The organism is Agrobacterium sp. DE0009, assembly GCF_007680755.1.
Lineage (GTDB): Bacteria > Pseudomonadota > Alphaproteobacteria > Rhizobiales > Rhizobiaceae > Agrobacterium > Agrobacterium tumefaciens_B.
Map to the genome: position 1 here is coordinate 93,879 of NZ_VEIU01000005.1, position 20,405 is coordinate 114,283.

The 20,405-nt window shown below is 59.3% G+C and carries 19 protein-coding genes and 2 riboswitches; of the genes, 8 read left to right on the forward strand and 11 right to left on the reverse strand.

Features of this window, described 5'->3' with window-relative positions; all coding sequences use genetic code 11:
- The first annotated feature begins 1 nt into the window (after window position 1).
- Complete coding sequence (gene trmD, locus FS804_RS17895) at window positions 2-700, forward strand: tRNA (guanosine(37)-N1)-methyltransferase TrmD (protein WP_144578242.1); 699 nt, start codon at window positions 2-4, stop codon at window positions 698-700.
- On the opposite strand, the gene FS804_RS17900 is transcribed toward trmD, so the two are convergent.
- A complete protein-coding gene (locus FS804_RS17900; protein ID WP_144578244.1) occupies window positions 682-1,428 on the reverse strand; it encodes a sulfite exporter TauE/SafE family protein in 747 nt (248 codons plus the stop codon). The two genes, trmD and FS804_RS17900, sit on opposite strands and share 19 nt — an antisense overlap.
- Before the next feature lie 268 nt (window positions 1,429-1,696).
- Between FS804_RS17900 and rplS the strand changes: the two genes are divergently transcribed.
- The 3 genes from rplS (at window position 1,697) to FS804_RS17915 (ending at window position 3,983) form a co-directional block, all read left to right on the forward strand.
- The gene (gene rplS, locus FS804_RS17905; protein ID WP_063951451.1) at window positions 1,697-2,236 is read left to right on the forward strand and encodes a 50S ribosomal protein L19; all 540 of its coding nucleotides are present in this window, start codon (window positions 1,697-1,699) and stop codon (window positions 2,234-2,236) included.
- A 125-nt stretch (window positions 2,237-2,361) separates the two neighbouring features.
- Complete coding sequence (locus tag FS804_RS17910) at window positions 2,362-3,153, forward strand: transporter substrate-binding domain-containing protein (RefSeq protein ID WP_144578245.1); 792 nt, start codon at window positions 2,362-2,364, stop codon at window positions 3,151-3,153.
- A complete protein-coding gene (locus FS804_RS17915; RefSeq protein ID WP_144578247.1) occupies window positions 3,150-3,983 on the forward strand; it encodes an amino acid ABC transporter permease in 834 nt (277 codons plus the stop codon). Before FS804_RS17910 ends, FS804_RS17915 begins: the two co-directional genes overlap by 4 nt.
- A 43-nt stretch (window positions 3,984-4,026) precedes the next feature.
- On the opposite strand, the gene FS804_RS17920 is transcribed toward FS804_RS17915, so the two are convergent.
- Window positions 4,027-5,304 (reverse strand): MFS transporter, encoded by a 1,278-nt coding sequence (locus FS804_RS17920; RefSeq protein ID WP_144578249.1) that lies wholly within the window; start codon window positions 5,302-5,304, stop codon window positions 4,027-4,029.
- Window positions 5,305-5,718: 414 nt separating this feature from the next.
- On the opposite strand from FS804_RS17920, the gene leuC reads away from it, so the two are divergent.
- Window positions 5,719-7,128: a 3-isopropylmalate dehydratase large subunit gene (leuC, locus tag FS804_RS17930; RefSeq protein WP_063951455.1), complete on the forward strand. Its 1,410-nt coding sequence runs from the start codon at window positions 5,719-5,721 to the stop codon at window positions 7,126-7,128.
- Window positions 7,129-7,178: 50 nt separating this feature from the next.
- Here the strand turns inward: leuC and FS804_RS17935 are convergent, their stop codons facing one another.
- The 7 genes from FS804_RS17935 to FS804_RS17970 all read right to left on the reverse strand — a co-directional run bounded on the left by FS804_RS17935 (window position 7,179) and on the right by FS804_RS17970 (window position 15,470).
- Window positions 7,179-8,639 carry a M48 family metalloprotease gene (locus FS804_RS17935; RefSeq protein WP_246665908.1) on the reverse strand — a complete coding sequence of 487 codons (1,461 nt, stop codon included), beginning with the start codon at window positions 8,637-8,639 and terminating at the stop codon, window positions 7,179-7,181.
- A gap of 307 nt (window positions 8,640-8,946) precedes the next feature.
- Complete coding sequence (gene thiQ, locus FS804_RS17945) at window positions 8,947-9,663, reverse strand: thiamine ABC transporter ATP-binding protein (protein WP_144578255.1); 717 nt, start codon at window positions 9,661-9,663, stop codon at window positions 8,947-8,949.
- Entirely contained in the window at window positions 9,660-11,285 is a 1,626-nt protein-coding gene (thiP, locus tag FS804_RS17950; protein WP_144578257.1) for a thiamine/thiamine pyrophosphate ABC transporter permease ThiP, read from the reverse strand. The genes thiQ and thiP overlap by 4 nt, the downstream gene beginning before the upstream one ends.
- Before the next feature lie 19 nt (window positions 11,286-11,304).
- On the reverse strand, window positions 11,305-12,318 hold the full coding sequence (gene thiB, locus FS804_RS17955) for a thiamine ABC transporter substrate binding subunit (protein ID WP_144578259.1): 1,014 nt from the start codon (window positions 12,316-12,318) through the stop codon (window positions 11,305-11,307).
- Between the two features lie 36 nt (window positions 12,319-12,354).
- Window positions 12,355-12,465, reverse strand: a riboswitch (TPP riboswitch).
- 45 nt (window positions 12,466-12,510) lie between these two features.
- Complete coding sequence (locus FS804_RS17960) at window positions 12,511-12,903, reverse strand: VOC family protein (protein ID WP_144578261.1); 393 nt, start codon at window positions 12,901-12,903, stop codon at window positions 12,511-12,513.
- Between the two features lie 82 nt (window positions 12,904-12,985).
- Window positions 12,986-14,812, reverse strand: coding sequence for an ABC-F family ATP-binding cassette domain-containing protein (locus FS804_RS17965; RefSeq protein ID WP_144578263.1), 1,827 nt, complete (start codon window positions 14,810-14,812; stop codon window positions 12,986-12,988).
- Window positions 14,813-14,816: 4 nt separating this feature from the next.
- A complete protein-coding gene (locus tag FS804_RS17970; protein WP_144578265.1) occupies window positions 14,817-15,470 on the reverse strand; it encodes a thiamine diphosphokinase in 654 nt (217 codons plus the stop codon).
- A gap of 89 nt (window positions 15,471-15,559) precedes the next feature.
- Window positions 15,560-15,636, forward strand: a riboswitch (SAM riboswitch).
- A gap of 84 nt (window positions 15,637-15,720) precedes the next feature.
- On the opposite strand from FS804_RS17970, the gene metA reads away from it, so the two are divergent.
- Together metA and FS804_RS17980 are read left to right on the forward strand one after the other, a co-directional pair.
- Entirely contained in the window at window positions 15,721-16,647 is a 927-nt protein-coding gene (gene metA / locus FS804_RS17975) for a homoserine O-succinyltransferase (RefSeq protein WP_063951463.1), read from the forward strand.
- A gap of 75 nt (window positions 16,648-16,722) precedes the next feature.
- Window positions 16,723-17,742, forward strand: coding sequence for an aldose epimerase family protein (locus FS804_RS17980; RefSeq protein ID WP_063951464.1), 1,020 nt, complete (start codon window positions 16,723-16,725; stop codon window positions 17,740-17,742).
- 15 nt (window positions 17,743-17,757) lie between these two features.
- Here the strand turns inward: FS804_RS17980 and mtgA are convergent, their stop codons facing one another.
- Window positions 17,758-18,504, reverse strand: a complete 747-nt coding sequence (gene mtgA / locus FS804_RS17985) for a monofunctional biosynthetic peptidoglycan transglycosylase (protein ID WP_077225177.1) — start codon at window positions 18,502-18,504, stop codon at window positions 17,758-17,760.
- Between the two features lie 135 nt (window positions 18,505-18,639).
- Here mtgA and FS804_RS17990 point away from each other — a divergent pair, with 135 nt between their 5' ends.
- Window positions 18,640-19,554, forward strand: coding sequence for a polyprenyl synthetase family protein (locus tag FS804_RS17990; protein ID WP_144578266.1), 915 nt, complete (start codon window positions 18,640-18,642; stop codon window positions 19,552-19,554).
- A 142-nt stretch (window positions 19,555-19,696) separates the two neighbouring features.
- Here the strand turns inward: FS804_RS17990 and FS804_RS17995 are convergent, their stop codons facing one another.
- Window positions 19,697-20,359 (reverse strand): OmpA family protein, encoded by a 663-nt coding sequence (locus FS804_RS17995; RefSeq protein WP_063951465.1) that lies wholly within the window; start codon window positions 20,357-20,359, stop codon window positions 19,697-19,699.
- Between the last annotated feature and the right edge of the window lie 46 nt (window positions 20,360-20,405).

Sequence of the window (20,405 nt, forward strand, 5' to 3'; positions counted from 1 at the left end):
CATGACCTTCAAGGCTACTGTCCTGACGCTTTACCCGGAAATGTTTCCGGGCCACCTCGGATATTCTCTCGCCGGCAAGGCTCTGGAGCGGGGGCAGTGGTCGCTGGAGGCCGTGCAGATCCGCGAATTTGCGACCGACAGGCACAGAAGCGTCGATGATACGCCAGCCGGCGGCGGCGCTGGCATGGTGCTGAAGCCAGACATTCTGGCCGCGGCCATCGATCATGTTTCGAATGGCGACACCCGGCCACGGCTGCTGATGAGCCCACGCGGCAAACCTCTGTCGCAGACCCGTGTCCGCGAACTGGCGACGGGAGACGGCGCGATCATCGTCTGTGGCCGTTTCGAAGGTGTCGACCAGCGCGTCATCGACGCGCGTGGACTGGAGGAAGTGTCTGTTGGCGACTACATCCTCTCCGGTGGCGAACCCGCCGCCCTGACGTTGCTGGACGCTGTCGTGCGTATCCTGCCCGGCGTCATGGGCAATGATCTCTCGGGCGTGCACGAAAGCTTCGAGGGCGGGCTGCTTGAGCATCCGCACTATACCCGTCCGCAGGTCTGGGAAGGCCGCGATATCCCTGCCGTTCTCACCTCCGGCAATCACGCCGTCATCGACAAATGGCGTCATGAACAGGCGCTGAAGCTGACGAAGGAAAGGCGGCCCGACCTTCTTGAAAAGCCTCAGGTCGAGACGAAATAATAGGCTGTCAGCACCAGCCCGACGGCAATGACCAGCCAGCGAATGATCCATTGCGGCACGCGCCGCGCTGCGTGCACGCCCGCATATCCGCCGAGCCCGGCGGCGGGAAACATGATCAGCGCCGCCCACCAGGATACGACCCCGCCGCTGACGAAGATCGTAATCGCGATAATGGCAATAACCACCGATAGCAGGTTCTTGAGCGCGTTCAAATGATGATAGCTGCCGCCAGAGGTTACACCGAGGATGGCGAGCATCATGATGCCCATTCCGGCGCCGAAAAAGCCGCCATAGATGGATGCCAGCCCCTGGAAGATCAGGCTCGGTAAATTGCGGGGCGAGCGTTCAGCGCTCGCCTTCGGCCTCAACCATGGCCCGGCGGCAAAGACCGCCGTAGCGGCGAGAAGCAGCCACGGCACAAGCTGGCGAAAGGACGGATTGTCGAGCGACAGCAAAAGTAACGAACCGGCCAGCCCGCCAACGACGGAAACGCCCGACAGCAGGATCGCCTCGCGCCAGTGCGCACGGATCTCCGGCCCATAGGCGATGACAGATGTGATATAACCCGGAAATTGCACGATGGCCGAGGTGGCATTGGCGACAATGGGCGGCAGGCCCGCCAGCGTCATTGCGCCGAAGGTCAGAAACGTACCGCCGCCGGCAATCGCATTAACCACACCCGACAGAAAGCCGGTCGCAAACAGCGTGACAACGATGAATATGGACATGGCCCCTCCCAAGGTCCTCATGCCATAGCCGCCAGCAGCGTGGTTCGCAACTGCCATAAGCAGGTCGTCAATTTATAAAATATTGTCATGAAAGGGATGACAAATGGCGCCCGCTAGTATATGTGCGCGCTTGGAATTGGGGTTACACCCTTTAACCGCAAGCAAAGAATGGCGAACCCGCTCCTGCCGCAAGGCTAGGTCTGAAGGCATAGACCAACAGACGAACCGTTGAGCGCTCTGGCTGTTTCAGAAGAAATCAGAGGTTAACATGACCAATATCATTCAGCAGCTGGAAGCCGAACAGGCTGCCAAGATCGAAGCAAAGCGCACCCTGCCTGAGTTTTCCCCGGGCGACACGCTGCGCGTCAACGTGCGCGTTACCGAAGGTAACCGTACCCGCGTTCAGGCTTACGAAGGCGTTTGCATTGCCCGTTCCGGCGGCGGCCTTTCCGAGAGCTTCACCGTTCGCAAGATTTCCTACGGCGAAGGCGTTGAGCGCGTATTCCCGATCTACTCCCCGCTGGTCGAAGGCGTTGAAATCGTTCGCCGCGGTAAGGTCCGCCGCGCCAAGCTCTACTACCTGCGCGACCGTCGCGGCAAGGCTGCCCGTATTGTTGAAAACACCGGTACGCGCGCGCGCAAGCTGAACGAATCCGAGCGTCAGGCCGCTGCCGATGAGAAGGCACGTCTGGAAGCTGAAAAGGTTGCAGCAGCACAGGCTCTCGCCGCCGAAAAGGCAGCTGCCGAAGCAGCAGAAGCCAAGGCAGCGGAAGAAGCCGCAAAGGCTGCTGAAACTGCAGCCGAATAAGATTCCCCATTTGTTGGGATTTTGAAAAAGGCGGTCTTCGGGCCGCCTTTTTTGTTGCGTCTCCATAGCTTGCAGAGCGTCAGCCGAGCATGCATTTTCAGATAAGTCATTTCCGGAGACCCCAGATGTTTCTTAAACGCCTATTCCTTACCGCGCTTGCTGCCATGGTGATGACCCCCCTGCTGGCTGCCGAGCTGCCTGATCTAAAGCAGCGGACCGTCGTCGTCGTCACGGAGAATGCCTACCCTCCGCTGCAGTTCGTCGACCCCAAAAGCGGAAAAGCGATCGGCTGGGAATATGACGCAATGGAAGAGATCGCCAAACGTCTGAACTTCAAGGTCGAGTATCAGAACATTTCGTGGGATGCGATGATACAGTCGGTATCGGCAGGACAATACGACATCGGCATGACGGGGATCAGCATCAAGGACGATCGCAAGGAAAAGGTCGATTTCTCCGCACCCTATATGCGCTCGGAAATGTTCATGTTGGTGAGGGCCGACGAAAATCGATTTACGGATGCCAAAAGCTTCGCGGCCTTCGATAAGGGCCTTGTGGGGGCGCAGGCCGGCACAACGCCCTTTTACACCGCTGTCTATGATGTTCTGGACGGCAACGAACAAAATCCGCGTATCAGGCTGATGGAAACATTTGGCGCAAGCGTACAGGCCTTGAAGACCGGTGACGTGGATCTGGTGCTGACCGACGGCGTTGCGGGCAAAGGATATGTCGATGCCTCGGATGGTGGCCTCAAACTCATCGGTGGTCCGCTCGGCGGCGACGACTTCGGGTTCATCTTCAAAAAGGGTTCTGATCTCGTAACCCCGATCAATGCGGCGATAGCGGCACTGAAGGCCGACGGCACCTTCGCCAAGCTCGATAAGAAATGGTTTCTCGACTATAAGCTCGGCGAATGACGCTTCATCAGGCCACAACGGACAGGGCTTCGCCCGAAAGAGAAACTGAGGACTTTCCGTGGTGGCTCGTTGCCATCGCTTTTGCCGGCATCGCGCTTGCCGTATTGATCGCGGTCAATGGCGTTTACACGCAGGTTTTTACGACGGTGGCCAAGGGTATCGGCATCACAATCACCGTGACGCTGACTGCGTTTGGTCTCGCCGTCGTGCTGGGGCTCGGTATCGCGTTGATGGGAATGTCTGATCACATCGTTCTGCGACAAGCGGCGCGATGTTACATCGAAGTCGTGCGTGGCATCCCGATCATCGTTTTGCTGTTCTACATCGCCTTCGTGGGAACGCCGGGCTTGGTGTCGCTGTATAACTGGCTGATTACGCCGCTGGTGTCGAAAGAGTGGGCGGAGCCGCTGCTCGTGCGGGACGTCTCGTTGATCTGGCGGGCGATAATTGCCCTGACGATCGGTTACGCGGCCTTCATAGCGGAGATTTTTCGCGCCGGCATACAGGCCGTTCCCGAAGGCCAGATCGAGGCCGCCAAGGCTTTGGGGCTCAGCCGCTATCGGCTCTTCCGGCTGATCATCCTGCCGCAGGCAATCCGGACGATCTTTCCGCCGCTTTCCAACGACTTCGTATCAATGGTCAAGGACAGCTCCCTTGTCTCCGTCCTCGGCGTGACCGACATCACCCAAATGGGAAAAGTGTATGCCGCGGGGTCTTTCCGCTTTTTCGAGACTTACTCGATTGTCGCTTATGTCTATCTGGTTTTGACGATCGGTCTATCACTCATCCTGCGTCGGGTGGAAAAGGCGATGCGTTCGCGACGCGGGTGAGGAAAAGTGACAGCCGGCCCCCCGGCTGTCACCGTATTGGATATCAGGCAGCCTTGACCTGATTGCTCATTTTGCGTGTGGCGATAATCACCAGCACGCCTGCGAGCGCCAGGCAGAAGGCAAGGAAGAACATCGGCGCGATGGTGCTGCCTGTCTGGTCCTTGATCCAGGGCACCACGTTCTGCGCCACAAAGCCCCCGAGGTTGCCGACGGAGTTGATGGCGGCAATGCCAGCCGCTGCACCCGCGCCCTTCAGGAAGCGGCCGGGCAGGCTCCAGAACACCGGCTGGCCGGCAAAAATGCCAGCGGCTGCGATGCAGAGGAACGCGAACTGCAGGACCGGATCGCTGAGCAAGGCCGACATCAACAGGCAGAACGCACCGATGAAAGCAGGGCCGACGATATAGGGCGTCTTGTTCCTTGCCTTGTCGGCTGCCAGGGGCACGACGAACAGCGCGACGGCCACGATCACCCAGGGGATGATGTTGATGAAGCCGTTAGCGGTGTTGGATACGCCGAAGCTCTTGACGATGGTTGGAAGCCAATAGCTGAGGCCGTAGGCCGCCAGCGGAAAGCCGACATAGCAGAGCGACATGAACAGAACGCGCGGATTGATCAGCGCCTTGAAGCCATCTTCCGCATGCTCTTCCATACCCTTGTTCTCTTCGGCCAGCCGGTTTTTCAACCAGTCCTTCTCGTCCTGCGACAGGAATTTCGCCTTTTCGGGCGTATCATCCAGATAGAAGAAGGTAACGATACCGGCGATCACAGCCGGAATACCCGTCGCCAGGAACACCCACTCCCAGCCCGCGTAACCGAGGAATCCATCCAGATCGAGCAGCATGCCGCCGAGCGGCGCACCGATGGCATTGGCAAGCGCGCTGAAGATCATGAACAGGCCGATCATGCGGCCGCGATAATCGCGCGGGAACCACAGCGTCATCAGAAACAGCACGCCCGGAAAGAAGCCGGCTTCGCAGAGGCCGAGCAGGAAGCGCAGGATGTAGAACATCGTGGCGTTCTGCGTATAGGCAAGCGCGATGGTGACGGCGCCCCAGGAAACCAGAATACGGGCGAACCATTTGCTGGCGCCGAAACGGTTGAGGAAGAGGTTGCTCGGCACTTCGAAGATGAAGTAACCGATGAAGAACAGCGAAGCGCCTAGGCCATAGGCATATTCGCTGAGGCTCAGCGCATCGACCATCTGCAGCTTGGCAAAGCTGACATTCTGGCGATCGATGTAGGCGATGAGATAGAGAAGGCCAAGAAACGGCATCAGCCGCCAGGTGATCTTCGAGATAAGGGCCTTTTCGGATACCATATGCTTTCCTCCCTTCGATTTCTCGTCGAATGCAAATGATAAGGGAACCCATCTATATGTGCGCCGCAAAATAGGCAAGTTGCGTTGCACCATAAGAGACTCAGAGAGCGGTAGCCCAGCCTGTCTGGCCCTGATGAATTACACTTCGGAACATGACCCTGCCCGGTCACGCGCCAGATGCGCATTCATGTTGCTGTAAAACCATCCATCTGCTATGAAAGTTTCCATGGGATCTAAATTCGGATGTCTCGCGCAGAATGTTTATGTGCTGCAGGACCACAAGCGTCTGCCGGCACGCTTCTTCGCGCGCGTCTCCGGGGCGCTCACCAGCCGACTTAGGCTCGCCTGACAGCACCCTGCTGTCCAACGCCTTCCTGAACCCCCATCATCTTTTACATGACAAGGCATAGAGCCATGAGCGCACCCCGCACTTTGTATGACAAAATCTGGGACGACCACGTCGTCAACCGTGACCCTGACGGAACCTGTCTTCTCTATATCGACCGTCACCTCGTTCATGAGGTAACGAGCCCGCAGGCCTTCGAAGGCCTGCGGATGGCCGGTCGTCCGGTGCATTCGCCGACGCGCACGCTGGCCGTCGTCGACCATAACGTGCCGACCACCGCTGACCGTCTGGAAGGCATCAAGAACGAGGAAAGCCGCATCCAGGTGGAAGCGCTGGCGCAGAACGCCAGGGATTTCGGCGTCGAATATTATTCGGAGCGGGACAAGCGCCAGGGCATCGTTCACATCGTCGGCCCGGAACAGGGCTTCACCCTGCCGGGCATGACCATCGTGTGCGGCGACAGCCACACCTCGACCCACGGTGCTTTCGGTGCACTGGCGCATGGCATCGGCACCTCGGAAGTGGAGCACGTTCTGGCGACCCAGACCCTGATCCAGAAAAAGGCCAAGAACATGCTGGTGCGTGTCGATGGCAAGATTCCTGACGGCGTCACCGCCAAGGACATCATCCTTGCCATCATCGGCGAGATCGGCACCGCTGGTGGCACCGGCCACGTGATCGAATTTGCCGGCGAGGCGATCCGTTCGCTCTCCATGGAAGGCCGTATGACGGTCTGCAATATGACCATCGAAGGCGGCGCGCGCGCCGGTCTGATCGCGCCTGATGAGACCACCTTCGAATACATCAAGGACAAGCCGCGGGCGCCGAAGGGCGAAACGCTGGAACAGGCCATCGCCTATTGGAAAACCCTGAAGTCCGACGAAGGCGCCCATTACGACAAGGTCGTCATTCTCGATGCCGCCAATCTGCCGCCCATCGTCTCCTGGGGCTCATCGCCGGAAGATGTGACCTCGGTTCAGGGCATCGTCCCCAATCCAGATGATATCGATGATGAAAACAAGCGCTCTTCCAAGTGGCGCGCGCTCGACTATATGGGCCTGAAGCCCGGAACGCGGATCACCGACATCGCGATAGACCGCGTCTTCATCGGTTCCTGCACCAATGGACGCATCGAAGACCTGCGGGCAGCCGCCAAGATCGTCGATGGTCGTAAGGTAGCACCAACCGTCTCGGCCATGATCGTGCCCGGCTCCGGTCTCGTGAAGGAACAGGCGGAACAGGAAGGTCTCGACAAGATCTTCCTCGATGCCGGTTTTGAATGGCGTGAGCCGGGATGCTCCATGTGCCTGGCCATGAACGATGACCGCCTGAAGCCCGGCGAACGCTGCGCCTCGACCTCGAACCGCAATTTCGAGGGCCGTCAGGGCTACAAGAGCCGCACCCACCTCGTTTCGCCGGCCATGGCCGCTGCGGCGGCGATCGCCGGTCATTTCGTCGATGTGCGCGAATGGCAATAATCATCCCAGTTCGCTGATGGCAAAAACCCCGGAGCGATCCGGGGTTTCGTTTATTCGGAGATGATCTTGACACGCTGTCCGGGCTGGAGCGTGGCGGTTGCGCTCATCGCATTGATCATCCGGAACATGTCGAGCTTGCGCTCTGTGCCCATCATCCGGGCTGCCATCGTGGCCACGGTTTCGCCGGGCTTCACCGTCACCACCCGCACCCTCAGCGGCTTGAGCGACGCGATCTCCTGAGGAGTCATCTTGCGAAAACTGGTGCGCAAGGTGTTGGCGATGGAGTCGAGCTGCGTATTACCCTTCGGCACCGCCGTCAGGAACCGGAATATCTGGTCGCCGACGCGAATGACGGTTACGTCAAAATCCCATTTATCGGCACTTGCGCGGGCCGTTGCCGCCTCGAGGCCATTGATCTGCGTTTCCCTGACGGTCTCGGGCAGCAGGCCGGCAACCCAGCCGCTGGTCAGGTAGTTGCCAAGGCTCGTCTGCTTCGGGTCCGCCACGCCGTCAAAGCGGATTGCCACGTCACCCGGACCCGTCGCCAGCACGGCCTCGACTTTGTTGTCGATGACGAAACCTTCCGGCACATCGAAACGAATGCCGAGCGTGCCGTGCAGGAATGTCTGGCCGCGGACATAACCTTCCTGCGGACTGTCGCCGTAGAGCAGGCCGTCTATGCCATCGAGGAACCAGTCGCGGCCACGATCCCCGACCTGGCCTTCCTGGCCGAAGGCGCGCGCATGGCGGCGTGCAAGCTCGATGCGCTGCGGCGTGTTGGGGTGGCTGGAAAGGAAATCGAGGCTCTGATCGTTTTCAGGGTCGGCCGAGGAAAACCGCGCATAGGCCGCCATGGAATCCAGGAACCGAGGCGAAGCAAAGGGGTCGTAACCCGCCTCGCCAAGCATGCGCACGCCGATGACGTCCGCCTGCAATTCCTGCTGACGGGAAAACGCCGCGAGCCGCAGCTTACCGCGCGCCAGAGCCTGCTTGCCGGCGAGATCGCTCGAAAGCACCTCGGCGACGACGCGGCTGGCAATGACCTCCGCCTCTTCGCGGCGTTGGCGTTCGATGCCATGATTGGCGGTGACGTGGCCCATTTCATGCGAAAGCACGGCTGCCACTTCAGATGCATCGTTGGCAAGCGCAAGAAGCCCGCGCGTCACGTAGAGATACCCACCCGGCAGCGCAAAAGCGTTGATGGCTGGCGAGTTCAAGATGGTAATGCGGTAAGACTGCTGCGGATTTTCCGAGACGGCCGTCAGCGCCCCCGCAATGCGGGCGACAAGCCGCTCCGTCTTCGCATCGCGATATTCGCCACCGTAGCTCGCCACGATGCGCGGATGTTCGCGCGCGCCCATCTGGGCACGGGGATCGTTCTTCTGAACCTGTTCCACGGTCTGCGGATTGTCCGAAGGACGCAAGGTGGATTGGTAGGCAGGACTGAACAGGGACTGGCAGGATGATAGCAACACCGCGGACGCCGCCAACGCGGACCAGGCAGCAACCATTCTCCCGGAACGGCGACGTCCTGACCGGGAAATGAGCCCCCCCTGTGCAGTCATGCTATTTCTCATTCTCTCTGCCTGCCCCTAACGTTCCTGATCATCCGTTAATTGCAGACCAGAATAACAGATTCGCCCCAAAGGGCGATGAATGCCAAAACGGTAAAAACGATCCATCCAGTGCGGAATATTCCTGAAGAACCCAATAATTCCCATCTTTTCTCGGGCAACAACTAGAAACTGGCAAGTGCAAATTCGCGTCATTGAAGTCACCCGAAGCGATTGCCAGCGGCACGCGTCGAAAATAAGGCGGTCACCCGTTCAGGAAACTGTCAACCGCCTTCACATTTTGTGTGACAAAGAAATCTTGGGTCGACCCCGTATAGACAACGCGGCCTTGATCAAGAAAAACCACCTTCTGCGCCAGCTTTTTGATGTCTTCGGGATGGTGCGTGACAATAATCACTGTGTTTTTTGTTTCATGATGCAAGTCGAGCAGGAGCGACGTCATGCCGGCCCGCAGACCCGGATCGAGGGCCGCAAAAGGCTCATCAAGCAGCATGACCGGCTTTTTCCTCACCAGTGCGCGCGCCAGCGCCGCTCTCTGCTTCTCTCCGCCGGAAAGCGTGCCCGGCAGGCGTTTGTCGAACCCGGCAAGACCGACCCTTGCCAGCGCCACCTCGATCCGTTGCCGGTCTTCCGCTCGCAGTCGAAATCCAGGGCTCACACCCAAAGCGACATTGGTGAAGATATCGAGATGGGCGAAGAGATTGTTGTCCTGAAAGATCGATGAGACCGGCCGTTCGGAAGGATCAAGGCCTGTTACATCACGCCCATCGATCATCACGCGACCGGAATCGGGTTCCTCGAACCCGGCGACGAGATTGAGAAGCGTCGATTTGCCTGAACCCGATGCGCCGACGACCGCAACGATCTGCCCTTGCGGGAAGGTGCAGTCCAGCCGAAAATCCTGCGTTCCGAGTCGCAGCCTGACCTCCTCCAGCTTCACGGCGAAATCTTTCTCCGTCATATGTTTGCCCTTGCGGATTGGGATTGTCGTGAAACGCCGCCCGCGGCCAGCAGCAGGCAGACGACCCCGAGAAGGAAGGCATAGCCGGCCGCGTCGTTTGTCCGGTAGCTGCCCATGCTGCTATAGACCAGCCAGGGCAATGTTACAAAATCCTCCGAACCGAACAGCGCGACCGCGCCGAGATCACCCAGCGACAGAGCCATGGCGAAGGAGAACGCCATGGCGAGCGGTCGCCACAGGACCGGCAGATCGGCAATCCTTAATCGCCTCACGCCCTCAAGGCCAAGACTGGCAGAAAGCCGACCAGTGCGCAGGAAATGACTGGCAAAGGCTGGCTCCAGCACCCGCATGGCAAGCGGCAAAGCCATCAGCATGTTGATGAGCGCCACGAGAATGGGCGCCTGAAAGGTGGCATCGCCAATACCGCGCAACAGCAAAAACCACCCGCTGCCCAACACGACCGGTGGTACCAGCAGCACGAGCGAAGACCCGGCACCAAGCATGGCCGACAGGGCGCGAAGGGGCCACCACACCCGCCGCCTCGAGCCTATCGCCTGACGCGCGCCGATGATCGCCACGCAGCAGACGATAACGAACGTCGCCGAAAGCATGGCGATTGCAAGGCTTGTCATCGCCGCCCGCCGGAAAATTGGCGCGGACAGAAGGCGCGGCAGGTCGGAACTCAGTCCCGAGACGGCGATGGCGATAAGAGGCAGGCTAATGAAGAGAACGGCGAGAGTGATAGCCCCACCATCCCATAGATGGACACCAATGCCCCTGCCGTCGAACCGGCGAAGGGGCCGGCCAAGCGACGGAATCTCGGCCTCAGCGGAAGGAAGTAGCGCAAGAAGGCCAAGCAGAATGGCGGTGAGCGCAATCTGCAAAACAGACAGCGCGATCGCCCGCTGCGGATCGAAATCGAACCGCAGGGCCTGATAGATCGCCACCTCAAGTGTGGTGGCGGCCGGTCCGCCGCCTAACAGCAGCACGAGCGTGAAGCTGGTCGCGCACAACATGAAAACGAGGCCGGCGATGCCGGGCATGACCCGAGCGACCGCTGGCCATTCGATAAAACGGAAAGTCGAAACCGGCCCCATGCCGAGACTTGCCGCCATGCGCCAATATTCGCCCGGAATCCGCTCCAGCGTCGCCAGCATCAGCCGGATCGAAAGCGGAAGATTAAAGAACACATGGGCGATGAGGATGCCGGAAAGACCGTAAATGCTGAACGGCTCGTCCACGCCGGCGGACGTCAGGACTGTGTTCAACACCCCCTGCCTCCCCCAGATGGTGATAATACCGAAGGCGCCGACGATGACAGGCAGCCCCATCGGCACCGCCATCAGCCTGATCACCCAGATCCGCCCAGGAAAGGCCCGGCGTCGGCCAAGCGCCAACGCTACCGGCAGCCCCAATACCATAGAAAAAACCGTAGAGAGCGTTGCCTGATATAGTGTGAAACGCAGGATACGCAGCGTATAGGGATTTATCACCCCGGCGGCCGACCCTCCCGCATCGAAGGTAAAAAGGGCTGCGACAGCGAGCGCCATGAACAGGAAAACGGCGGCAAAAGCCGCCGTTCCGAGGATGATCGACCGTCGATAATCCCGACGCAACATCATGCGGAAGCGTGCCTCTTGCTCAGTTCATGCTCATGGCGGCAAGCCATTCGTCGATCCACACTTTGCGGTCCTTCGCCACCTCTTCCGGATCCATCAGAAATGTCTTCTGCGGCACCACAAGCTTTGAAAACGCGTCCGGCAGCGGCTTGGAGGTGGCCGCAGCCGGCATCATCCAGTTGTTTTCGGGAATGGCATCCTGAAAGCCCGGCGTGAGCGTGAACGCAAGGAACTGCTTTGCCAACTCCTTGTGCGGCGCTTTTTTGAGAAGGCCGGAAACCTCTATCTGGATGTAGTGACCTTCAGAGAACGGCGCGGCTTGGTACCGATCAGTTTTTTCAGCAACCATGTGATAGGCAGGAGAGGTCGTGTAGGACAGCACCATCGGCACCTCACCCTTGGTGAAAAGGCCATAGGATTCTGACCAGCCCGGCGTGACGGTCAAAATGCGCTTTCTGAGCTTCGCCCAGGCTTCAGGGGCCTTGTCGCCATAGACGGACTTTACCCACAGCAGCAGCCCAAGCCCCGGCGTGGAGGTGCGCGGGTCCTGAATGACGATTTTCTGCGAAGGATCCCCTTCCACCAGCTCCTTCAGGCTTGCCGGCGGTGTCTTGACGGTCTGCGTGTCGTAGATGACGGCGAAGTGACCATAGTCATAAGGTACAAAGACATCGTCCTTGTAACCGCCCGGCACCTTGGCAGCCGAAGCGTCGATGCCGCTGACATCAAAAAGCCCGGTCTGTTTGGCTTCCGCGATGAGATTTGTGTCGAGACCAACCACGACATCGGCTTTGGACCCCGTGCCTTCGAGCTTTAACCGGTTGAGCAGCGCGACACCATCCGCCACACCGACGAAATTGACCGTGCAGTTGCAGACCGTCTCAAAAGCTTCCTTCACTTTAGGGCCTGGACCCCACTCCGAAACAAAGCTTTCATAGGTATAAACAGTGAGCTCTTGCTTGTCTTGCGCCTCAGCAAAACCGGGCAGAAGCAGCAAAGCGGCGATGACAGAATTCGGGAAAAAACGACGGCGCACGGGTATCTCCTCAAACAAAAAGGGAAATAGCCGCCTGTCCAAAAGCCGTCTAATCCCTCCGCCGGTATGAACCGGATCAGGTTCTTCGGGTTGGCAAGCCTCTCAGCCTTCTGCACAAAAGCGCACAAGACACCCCGTTAGATCATGATGATGGTGTAGTCCCCTCGCCTTATCTTGGCAAGATGGCTCGTCTCAGCCCTGCTGCGTCATATGCACGAGTTCCCAGACATGCCCGTCGGGATCCTGGAAGCTGCCGGCATACATGAAGCCGTGGTCCTGAACCGGCTTCCAGCCGTTGCCACCAGATGCGAGCGCCGTTGCGATCATCCGGTCGATTTCCTCGCGGCTGCCGGCGGAAAGACAGGTTAACACCTCGGTGCTGCTTTTGGCGTCGGCAATCTCACCGTTGATGAAATCGCGAAAACGCTCTTCCTGAAGAAGCATCACGAAGATGTTCTCTTCCACGATCATGCAAAGCGTGCGGTCGTCGGAATATTCCGGATTGAAGCTGAAACCGAGTACCGTGAAGAAGTTTCTCGATACTTCGATGCTCTTAACCGGCAGGTTGACGAAAATCATGCGCATTTCAGACCTCCTCCATGAAGAGCGGGCATAGAACGTTAATTCCGCCTGTGTGTCAAAGCGCGGATGGACCCGTTACGCTGCATCAGCCCTCCAGCTCCTCGCGCAGCATCTCAAGCTCCAGCCATTCCTCTTCCATGGCCTCCAGCTTGTCACGCAGCTTTTCCATTTCCTGCGCCAGTTTGTTGAACGTCGTCTGGTCCTTGGCAAAGAGTTCCGGGTCAGCCATACGCTGTTCCCGTTTTGCGATCTCTTCCTGGGTCTTCTCCATCTCCTTCGGCAGATTTTCGAGCGCGAATTTCTGCTTGAAGGAGAGTTTCCCCTTCGTCTTTGCAGGCTCCTGCGATGCCGAGGCGGAAGATGACGCTTTCGCCTTTTCCTGCTTCTCCGCCTTGCGCTTTTCGTCCGCAGCACCCTTGCGCTGCGCCATCATGTCAGAATAGCCGCCGGCATATTCGATCCAGCGCCCGTCAGGCTGGTCGGGATTAACGGGCGCGATCGTGGAGGTCACGGTGCGGTCGAGAAAATCGCGATCGTGGCTGACGAGGATGACCGTGCCGGAGAAGCCGGCAACGATTTCCTGCAAGAGATCGAGCGTTTCGATATCGAGATCGTTGGTGGGCTCGTCGAGGATCAGAAGGTTGGTCGGCCGCGCCAGAATACGCGCGAGAATGAGGCGCGCGCGTTCGCCACCGGAGAGATTGCGAATGGGCGTGCGGGCCTGTTCCGGCTGGAACAGGAAATCTTTCATGTACCCAGTCACATGCTTCAACTCGCCGTTAACGAGCAGGTTTTCCCCGCGGCCATCGGTCAGATAATGCGCGAGCGTATCGTTCGGGTTGAGATCCTCGCGCTTCTGGTCGAGCGTCGCGATCTCCAGATTGGTGCCGAGCTTCACCGTGCCGCTATCCGGCTCGAGCTGGCCCGTGAGCATCTTCAGAAGCGTTGTCTTGCCTGCACCGTTGGGGCCCACGAAACCGATACAGTCACCGCGATGGACGCGCAGGGAAAACGGCGCGACGATGACGCGCTCGCCATAGGCCTTGGTGATGCTGTCGGCCTCGATGACGAGCTTGCCGGACTCGCGACCCTCCGTCACGGTTGCCTGGACGGAGCCCTGCGGCCCCTTATGGCCGCGATATTCCGCGCGCATTGCCTGAAGCTCGCCGACGCGACGCATGTTGCGCTTTCGCCTTGCGGTCACACCGTAGCGCATCCAGTGTTCTTCGCGCTCGATGGCCTTGCCGAGCTTGTGCTGCTCCAGCTCTTCTTCTTCCAACACCTTGTCGCGCCATTCCTCGAAATGGGCAAAGCCTCGGTTGAGACGGCGCGACTGGCCACGATCCAGCCAGACGGTAGAGGTAGAAACCTTTTCGAGAAAGCGACGGTCGTGCGAAATCAGCACCAGCGCACTGCGTGTCTGTTGCAACTCGCTTTCCAACCATTCGATGGTCGGCAGGTCCAGATGGTTGGTTGGCTCGTCCAGCATCAGAATATCGGGTTCCGGCGCCATGACGCGGGCCAGAGCCGCCCGGCGGGCCTCGCCGCCGGAAAGGCTCTCCGGATTTTCCTGTCCGGTAAGGCCAAGATGTTCGAGAAGATAGGTGACGCGATAGGGATCGTCGCCGGGCCCGAGCCCCGCTTCGGCATAGGCCTGAACCGTATCGAAACCGGCAAAGTCCGGGGCCTGTTCGAGATAACGGATCGTCGCGGCCGGATGCCGGAACACCTCGCCCGACTGCGCCTCGACGAGACCCGCGGCAATCTTCATCAGCGTGGACTTGCCCGAGCCATTGCGTCCGACAAGGCAGATGCGGTCGCCCGGCTCTACCTGGAGATTGGCGCCGTCGAGCAGCGGGGTCACGCCGAAGGTCAGCTTGATCTCATCGAGTTTCAGAATTGGGGGTGCCAAGGCATCAGGCTCCGGTCAGATCATAGGGGCGGGCAAGCACGATGGCTTTTCCGCTTTTCAGCGAGAAATGCACGAGCCCGCCATTCGCGACATTGGAAATAGTGCGGGAAGAGCCGAAAGCAAGCGCAAAATCGTCCAGCGGATAGCGCACATTGCCGATATCGAGCCCCTCAAGGGCCGTAAAGCCGGTAACAGAGAACAGCGAAGCGGGCGGCAGATCGATATCCATCGAACCGGGGAGCAAGGGGCGTGCCTCTTCTTCGCCGGATGTCAGTGTCACTTCAAGACCACGCTCGGCAAGCGCCACCGCATAAAGAAGGTGCTGAAGTGCATGGTCGCTGCGTGGGCCGCCCAATGCGCCAACGAGCACCAGCGACCGAGCGCCGCGGGAAAGCGCGTCCGAAACGGCAATCTCCCCATCCGTCACGGCTTTTGCGGCCGGATACGGCTGCCGTTTGACATCGGGCCAGGCGTCGAGCAGCGCCTGATTGGCAGAATCGAAATCGCCCACCCACAGTTCGGCTGTTAAACCAAGCGGCGCGGCATGGCGCATACCGCCGTCGGCAGCGATCACGCGGCTATTCGCGACGGCCTCTTTCAGGCGATTGGTAACCGTCACATCGCCGCCAAGCAGAATTGTGAAACGCGCATTATTCATGCCCTGCCTTACCGCACCTCGGCCGAAAATGGAAAGGCGAAAGCCTTATAAAACCGCCTATATTGATTTTCGCCAGCTTCGGGATTATGAAACGCCTCAGTGGTGATTTGCCGACCGGCTTGCAGCCACTTTAAAGAAGTCGCTAAAGGGTCGAGGAAAAGGGCAATTTCCTAAGACCGGTCGCGATTTCCGCTGCCGGTTTTTTTGTTTTCGCAACGTTCTTTACGTCATCCGGAAAAGAGAGTTCGACATGCCAATCAAGATTCCCGATACGCTTCCCGCCTTTGAGACCCTCGTTCATGAGGGTGTGCGGGTCATGACCGAAACGGCGGCCATCCGGCAGGATATCCGTCCGCTCCAGATCGGGCTCCTCAACCTCATGCCGAACAAGATCAAGACGGAAATCCAGATGGCGCGCCTCGTCGGCGCCTCGCCGCTGCAGGTGGAACTTTCGCTCGTCCGCATCGGCGGTCATCGCGCCAAGAACACGCCGGAAGAACATCTCCTCTCCTTCTACGAGACGTGGGAAGAGGTGCGTCACCGCAAGTTCGACGGTTTCATCATCACCGGCGCTCCCATCGAGCTCCTGGACTATGAGGACGTTACCTACTGGAATGAAATGCAGAAGATCTTCGAGTGGACCCGCACCAATGTCCATTCGACGCTCAACGTCTGCTGGGGCGCGATGGCCGCCATCTATCACTTCCACGGGGTTCCGAAATACGAGCTGAAGGAAAAAGCTTTCGGGGTCTATCGCCACCGCAATCTCTGCCCCTCTTCGATCTATCTCAACGGCTTTTCTGATGACTTCCAGGTTCCGGTCTCGCGCTGGACCGAGGTCCGCCGCGCCGATATCGAAAAGCATCCCGATCTCGAAATTCTGATGGAATCGGAGGAAATGGGTGTTTGCCTGGTGCATGAGAAGGCGGGCAATCGTCTCTACATGTTCAATCATGTCGAATATGATTCGACATCGCTTTCGGACGAGTATTTCCGCGACGTGCATGCCGGCGTGCCAATCAAGCTGCCGCATGATTATTTCCCGCACAACGACCCGGAACTTGCACCGCTCAACCGTTGGCGCAGCCATGCCCACCTGTTTTTCGGGAACTGGATCAACGAAATATACCAGACGACGCCCTACGATCTCGACGCTATCGGACAGATGGCCGCCTGAACTGCGGGATTGCGAATTGCCGGAAAATGACGCAACGTCCGCCCGGCAATTCGCGACACCAGGGAGAATGACGAGATGAGCGACGGCGCGGCACGGGAAGATTTCGGTTTCACGGCAACCGGTGAGAAGGTCGAACGGGTAACCATCTCGAAGGGTGGCCTTACGGCGAAGGTCATTACCTGGGGCGCCGTCATTCAGGATCTGCGCCTCGAGGGTCATCAGCCGCCACTCGTTCTCGGCTTCGACAAATTCGAGGATTACAAATATTCCTCCTATTTCGGCGCCACCCCCGGCCGAAATGCCAATCGCATCGGCAACGGGAAGTTCTCAATCGATGGCCACGACTATCAACTGGAACTGAACGAAAAAGGCGTAAGCCACCTGCATGGCGGCAGCGACGGCATGGGGAAGCGCAACTGGATGCTGATGGAACATGGCGAAAGCCACGTGGTCCTGCAGATCATCGACCCCGATGGCCGCGCTGGTTACCCCGGCAACTGCACGGTTACGGCCACCTATACAATCCTCGATGGTGGGGTGCTGTCGGTCGTTTACGAAACGGTGACCGACAAACCCACCATCGCCAATGTCTGCCAGCATTCCTATTTCAATCTCGATGGTGCGGATACGGCCCTCGGCCACGAGATCAGCATCGCCGCCGACTTTTATCTTCCGACAAACGAGCAGCAGATCCCAACCGGCGAAATACGCCCCGTGGACGGGACGGTGTTCGACCTGCGCCAGCCGACGCCAATGCGACGCGAGGAAAACGGCGAACAGGTGCTCTACGATCACAATTTCTGTCTGTCCCCCGAGCGTCGCGCCAAGTCCAAGGTCGCCCGCGCTTATTCTCCAGCCTCCGACATCGCCCTTGAGGTTCACACCACTGAGCCCGGCGTGCAGTTCTATTCCGCCTTCAAGCTAGACGTTCCGGTTCCTGGCCTTGATGGCCGCCGTTATGGCCCGTTCGCCGGCTTCTGCCTGGAAACGCAGATCTGGCCTGACGCCGTCAATCATCCGGATTTTCCGAACGCCATCCTGCGCCCGGGCGAAACCCTGCGTCAGGAAACGGATTATATTTTCAAGAAAGGCTGACGCGGCGCGAGCGATTTAATCCAGCACGCAGCCGACATAGCTGCCGGAGGCGCGGGCACGACGTTCAATAAGACCGGCGAGCCTTTGCAGTCCGCGCCCGGGCTTGCTTGCAACACGATCGATCGGATTGGGCAGCGAGACCGCGAGCAGTGCTGCCTGCCTGGAACTGAGTTTTGCGGCCGGCACTTTGAAATGGTGCTGGGCTGCGGCCTCGATGCCATAAATGCCCGGCCCCCACTCCGCGACGTTCAGATAAATTTCCATCATCCGCTTTTTCGACCAGACGAAGTCAGCCGCGATCGCCAACGGCAGTTCCAGGCCCTTGCGCAGGAAAGAGCGTCCATTCCATAAAAACAGGTTCTTGGCCGTCTGCATTGGAATGGTGCTGGCGCCACGGGTGGAGGCCCCGTCCAGCGCATCGGTCACAACGGACTGCATCTGGTTCCAGTCGACGCCGCCATGGAAACAGAATTGCCCGTCTTCAGACATCATCACCGACTGAACAAGGCGCGGCGAAATATCCTCGAGTGGCACCCAGCGCCTGTCGTAACCTTGAAAAGTCGCGAGATCGGCAAGCATCAGCGTGGACACCGGCCGGATGAATGGCAGCGCATAAACCGGGATCAGCAGATACGGCAGGATCAGCAATGCCAGCAAGGTCAGGATGATGCGCTTGGCCAACGTGCGAAAATCCACCTTCGGACTGCTCCGGTCTTGCGCCGAGACGGCGTAATCTGCGTCGCTTTCAGGCGTACTGCTCAATATTCGTCAAAGCCCCGCACCAATTGAAGCCCTTCATAGTCCATTGCAGCCTTCAAGGCGAGTCCGCCGGAAGGTTGCTCCCATGGAATCACGAAAAGGTTGCTTGCCCTCGCCCGGCATGCCAAAGAGCGCGGCATGGACGCTCAGATGATCGATTTCGAAATGCGGCTGCGTGAAAATGCGGCGAGGACCGAGGCCCTGCTCGGGCAACTGCTTTCCGGCGAAGCCCGCGCGGACGAGATAACGCGCCCGGAGAAGCTGCTTGCGGCCATACGCCATGGCGTGCTGAACGGCGGCAAGCGCCTGCGGCCATTCCTGGTCATCGAAAGCGCCGCGCTTCTAGGCGGAGATGCCGAGGCCGCACTTCACGTCGGCGCCGCGTTGGAATGCCTTCATTGCTACTCGCTTGTTCATGATGACCTGCCAGCCATGGACGATGATGACCTGCGCCGCGGCCAGCCGACCGTGCATCGCAAATTTGATGAGGCGACTGCCATCCTCGCGGGTGACAGCCTGTTGACACTTGCCTTCGACATCATCGCCTCGGACGAAAATCCGCTTTCACCCGATCGCAAAGTCGCGCTTGTGCTTTCGCTTGCCCGGGCGGCCGGGATCGGCGGCATGGCAGGTGGGCAGGCGCTTGATCTCGCGGCCGAAAAGAACCCGCCCGACGAGCCCGGAGTGGTTACATTGCAGGCTATGAAAACGGGCGCCCTGCTGCGCTTTGCCTGCGAGGCTGGCGCGCTGATTGCTGGCAGTGACCTATCCGAACGGCAAAGACTGCGCCTCTTCGGTGAAAAGCTCGGCTTGGCGTTCCAGCTGGCCGATGACCTGCTGGACCTGACTGCCGACGCCGCCACCATGGGCAAGGCAACTGGCAAGGACGCTGCCCGTGGCAAGGGCACGCTTGTGGCCCTGCGCGGCGAAGAATGGGCGCGCCGCAAGTTGCAGGAACAGGTGGGCGAAGCGAGCGAACTCCTGGCCCCCTATGGCGAAAAGGCCGCGATTCTCACCGCGGCCGCAAAGTTCATCGCTGAACGGAAAAGCTGACGAGGTTTTCGCGACGTTGCTCGGTCATGACGGACGAGATCCGGCATCCAGCGAATACGCGTTTGCGCCAGGGAAAGAGTTTTCAGCGATCAATGACTTGAGTGCACGTCACCCCGGAACAGTCCGGGGTGACGGCCTTAGCCTATTGCTTTAGCGGCGAAATCAGCACTTCAACGCGGCGGTTCTGCGCGCGGCCGTCGGGCGTTGCATTCGAGGCAATCGGTTGTGACGGACCGAAGCCTAGGGTCGAGATACGTCGCTGGTCGACACCGCGTGCGCCGAGATAATTTGCGACTGACGCCGCGCGACGCTCCGAAAGCGCCTGGTTGTGCGGCAGGCTACCGGTGGAATCGGTGTGGCCGTTGATGTCGATCAGCGTGCGGTTGAACTTGTTCAGCACGATGGCGACGGAATCGAGCGTCGGGTAGAAGGGCGGAATGACCTGATCCTGATCCGTCGCGAAGGTGATGTTCGATGGCATGTTGAGAACGATGCTGTCGCCACGGCGCGTCACCGAAACGCCGGTTCCCTGCAGCTGGGCGCGAAGCTCGGCTTCCTGGCCGTCCATGTAGTTGCCGATCGCACCACCTGCGAGCGCACCGATACCAGCGCCGATAAGCGCAGCATTGCGGCGACCGACCGGCGAACCGCCGACAGCAAGACCACCGAGAGCACCAACAACGGCACCGATGCCGGCGCCACCTGCCGTGTTCGACATCTTCTGCTCGCCCGTATAGGGATCGGTCGTGGTGCAGGCGGAAAGATAAGTGCCGCAAAGGGCGACGATCGCGATTTTTTTGATCATGTTTCTGGATGCTCCGAGAGGTTCAGGAGGTATGACAGTGGATTTC

Excerpts from the sequence above, each read along its gene's own strand:
- FS804_RS17990 (WP_144578266.1), top strand. The coding sequence starts at position 18,640 with ATGGACGCTCAGATGATCGATTTCGAAATGCGGCTGCGTGAAAATGCG.
- FS804_RS17915 (WP_144578247.1), top strand. The coding sequence starts at position 3,150 with ATGACGCTTCATCAGGCCACAACGGACAGGGCTTCGCCCGAAAGAGAA.
- FS804_RS17935 (WP_246665908.1), bottom strand. The coding sequence starts at position 8,639 with ATGGTTGCTGCCTGGTCCGCGTTGGCGGCGTCCGCGGTGTTGCTATCA.
- thiP (WP_144578257.1), bottom strand. The coding sequence starts at position 11,285 with ATGATGTTGCGTCGGGATTATCGACGGTCGATCATCCTCGGAACGGCG.
- FS804_RS17995 (WP_063951465.1), bottom strand. The coding sequence starts at position 20,359 with ATGATCAAAAAAATCGCGATCGTCGCCCTTTGCGGCACTTATCTTTCC.
- leuC (WP_063951455.1), top strand. The coding sequence starts at position 5,719 with ATGAGCGCACCCCGCACTTTGTATGACAAAATCTGGGACGACCACGTC.
- FS804_RS17960 (WP_144578261.1), bottom strand. The coding sequence starts at position 12,903 with ATGCGCATGATTTTCGTCAACCTGCCGGTTAAGAGCATCGAAGTATCG.
- FS804_RS17900 (WP_144578244.1), bottom strand. The coding sequence starts at position 1,428 with ATGTCCATATTCATCGTTGTCACGCTGTTTGCGACCGGCTTTCTGTCG.
- trmD (WP_144578242.1), top strand. The coding sequence starts at position 2 with ATGACCTTCAAGGCTACTGTCCTGACGCTTTACCCGGAAATGTTTCCG.
- FS804_RS17980 (WP_063951464.1), top strand. The coding sequence starts at position 16,723 with ATGAGCGACGGCGCGGCACGGGAAGATTTCGGTTTCACGGCAACCGGT.
- rplS (WP_063951451.1), top strand. The coding sequence starts at position 1,697 with ATGACCAATATCATTCAGCAGCTGGAAGCCGAACAGGCTGCCAAGATC.
- thiQ (WP_144578255.1), bottom strand. The coding sequence starts at position 9,663 with ATGACGGAGAAAGATTTCGCCGTGAAGCTGGAGGAGGTCAGGCTGCGA.
- metA (WP_063951463.1), top strand. The coding sequence starts at position 15,721 with ATGCCAATCAAGATTCCCGATACGCTTCCCGCCTTTGAGACCCTCGTT.
- FS804_RS17920 (WP_144578249.1), bottom strand. The coding sequence starts at position 5,304 with ATGGTATCCGAAAAGGCCCTTATCTCGAAGATCACCTGGCGGCTGATG.
- FS804_RS17970 (WP_144578265.1), bottom strand. The coding sequence starts at position 15,470 with ATGAATAATGCGCGTTTCACAATTCTGCTTGGCGGCGATGTGACGGTT.
- FS804_RS17910 (WP_144578245.1), top strand. The coding sequence starts at position 2,362 with ATGTTTCTTAAACGCCTATTCCTTACCGCGCTTGCTGCCATGGTGATG.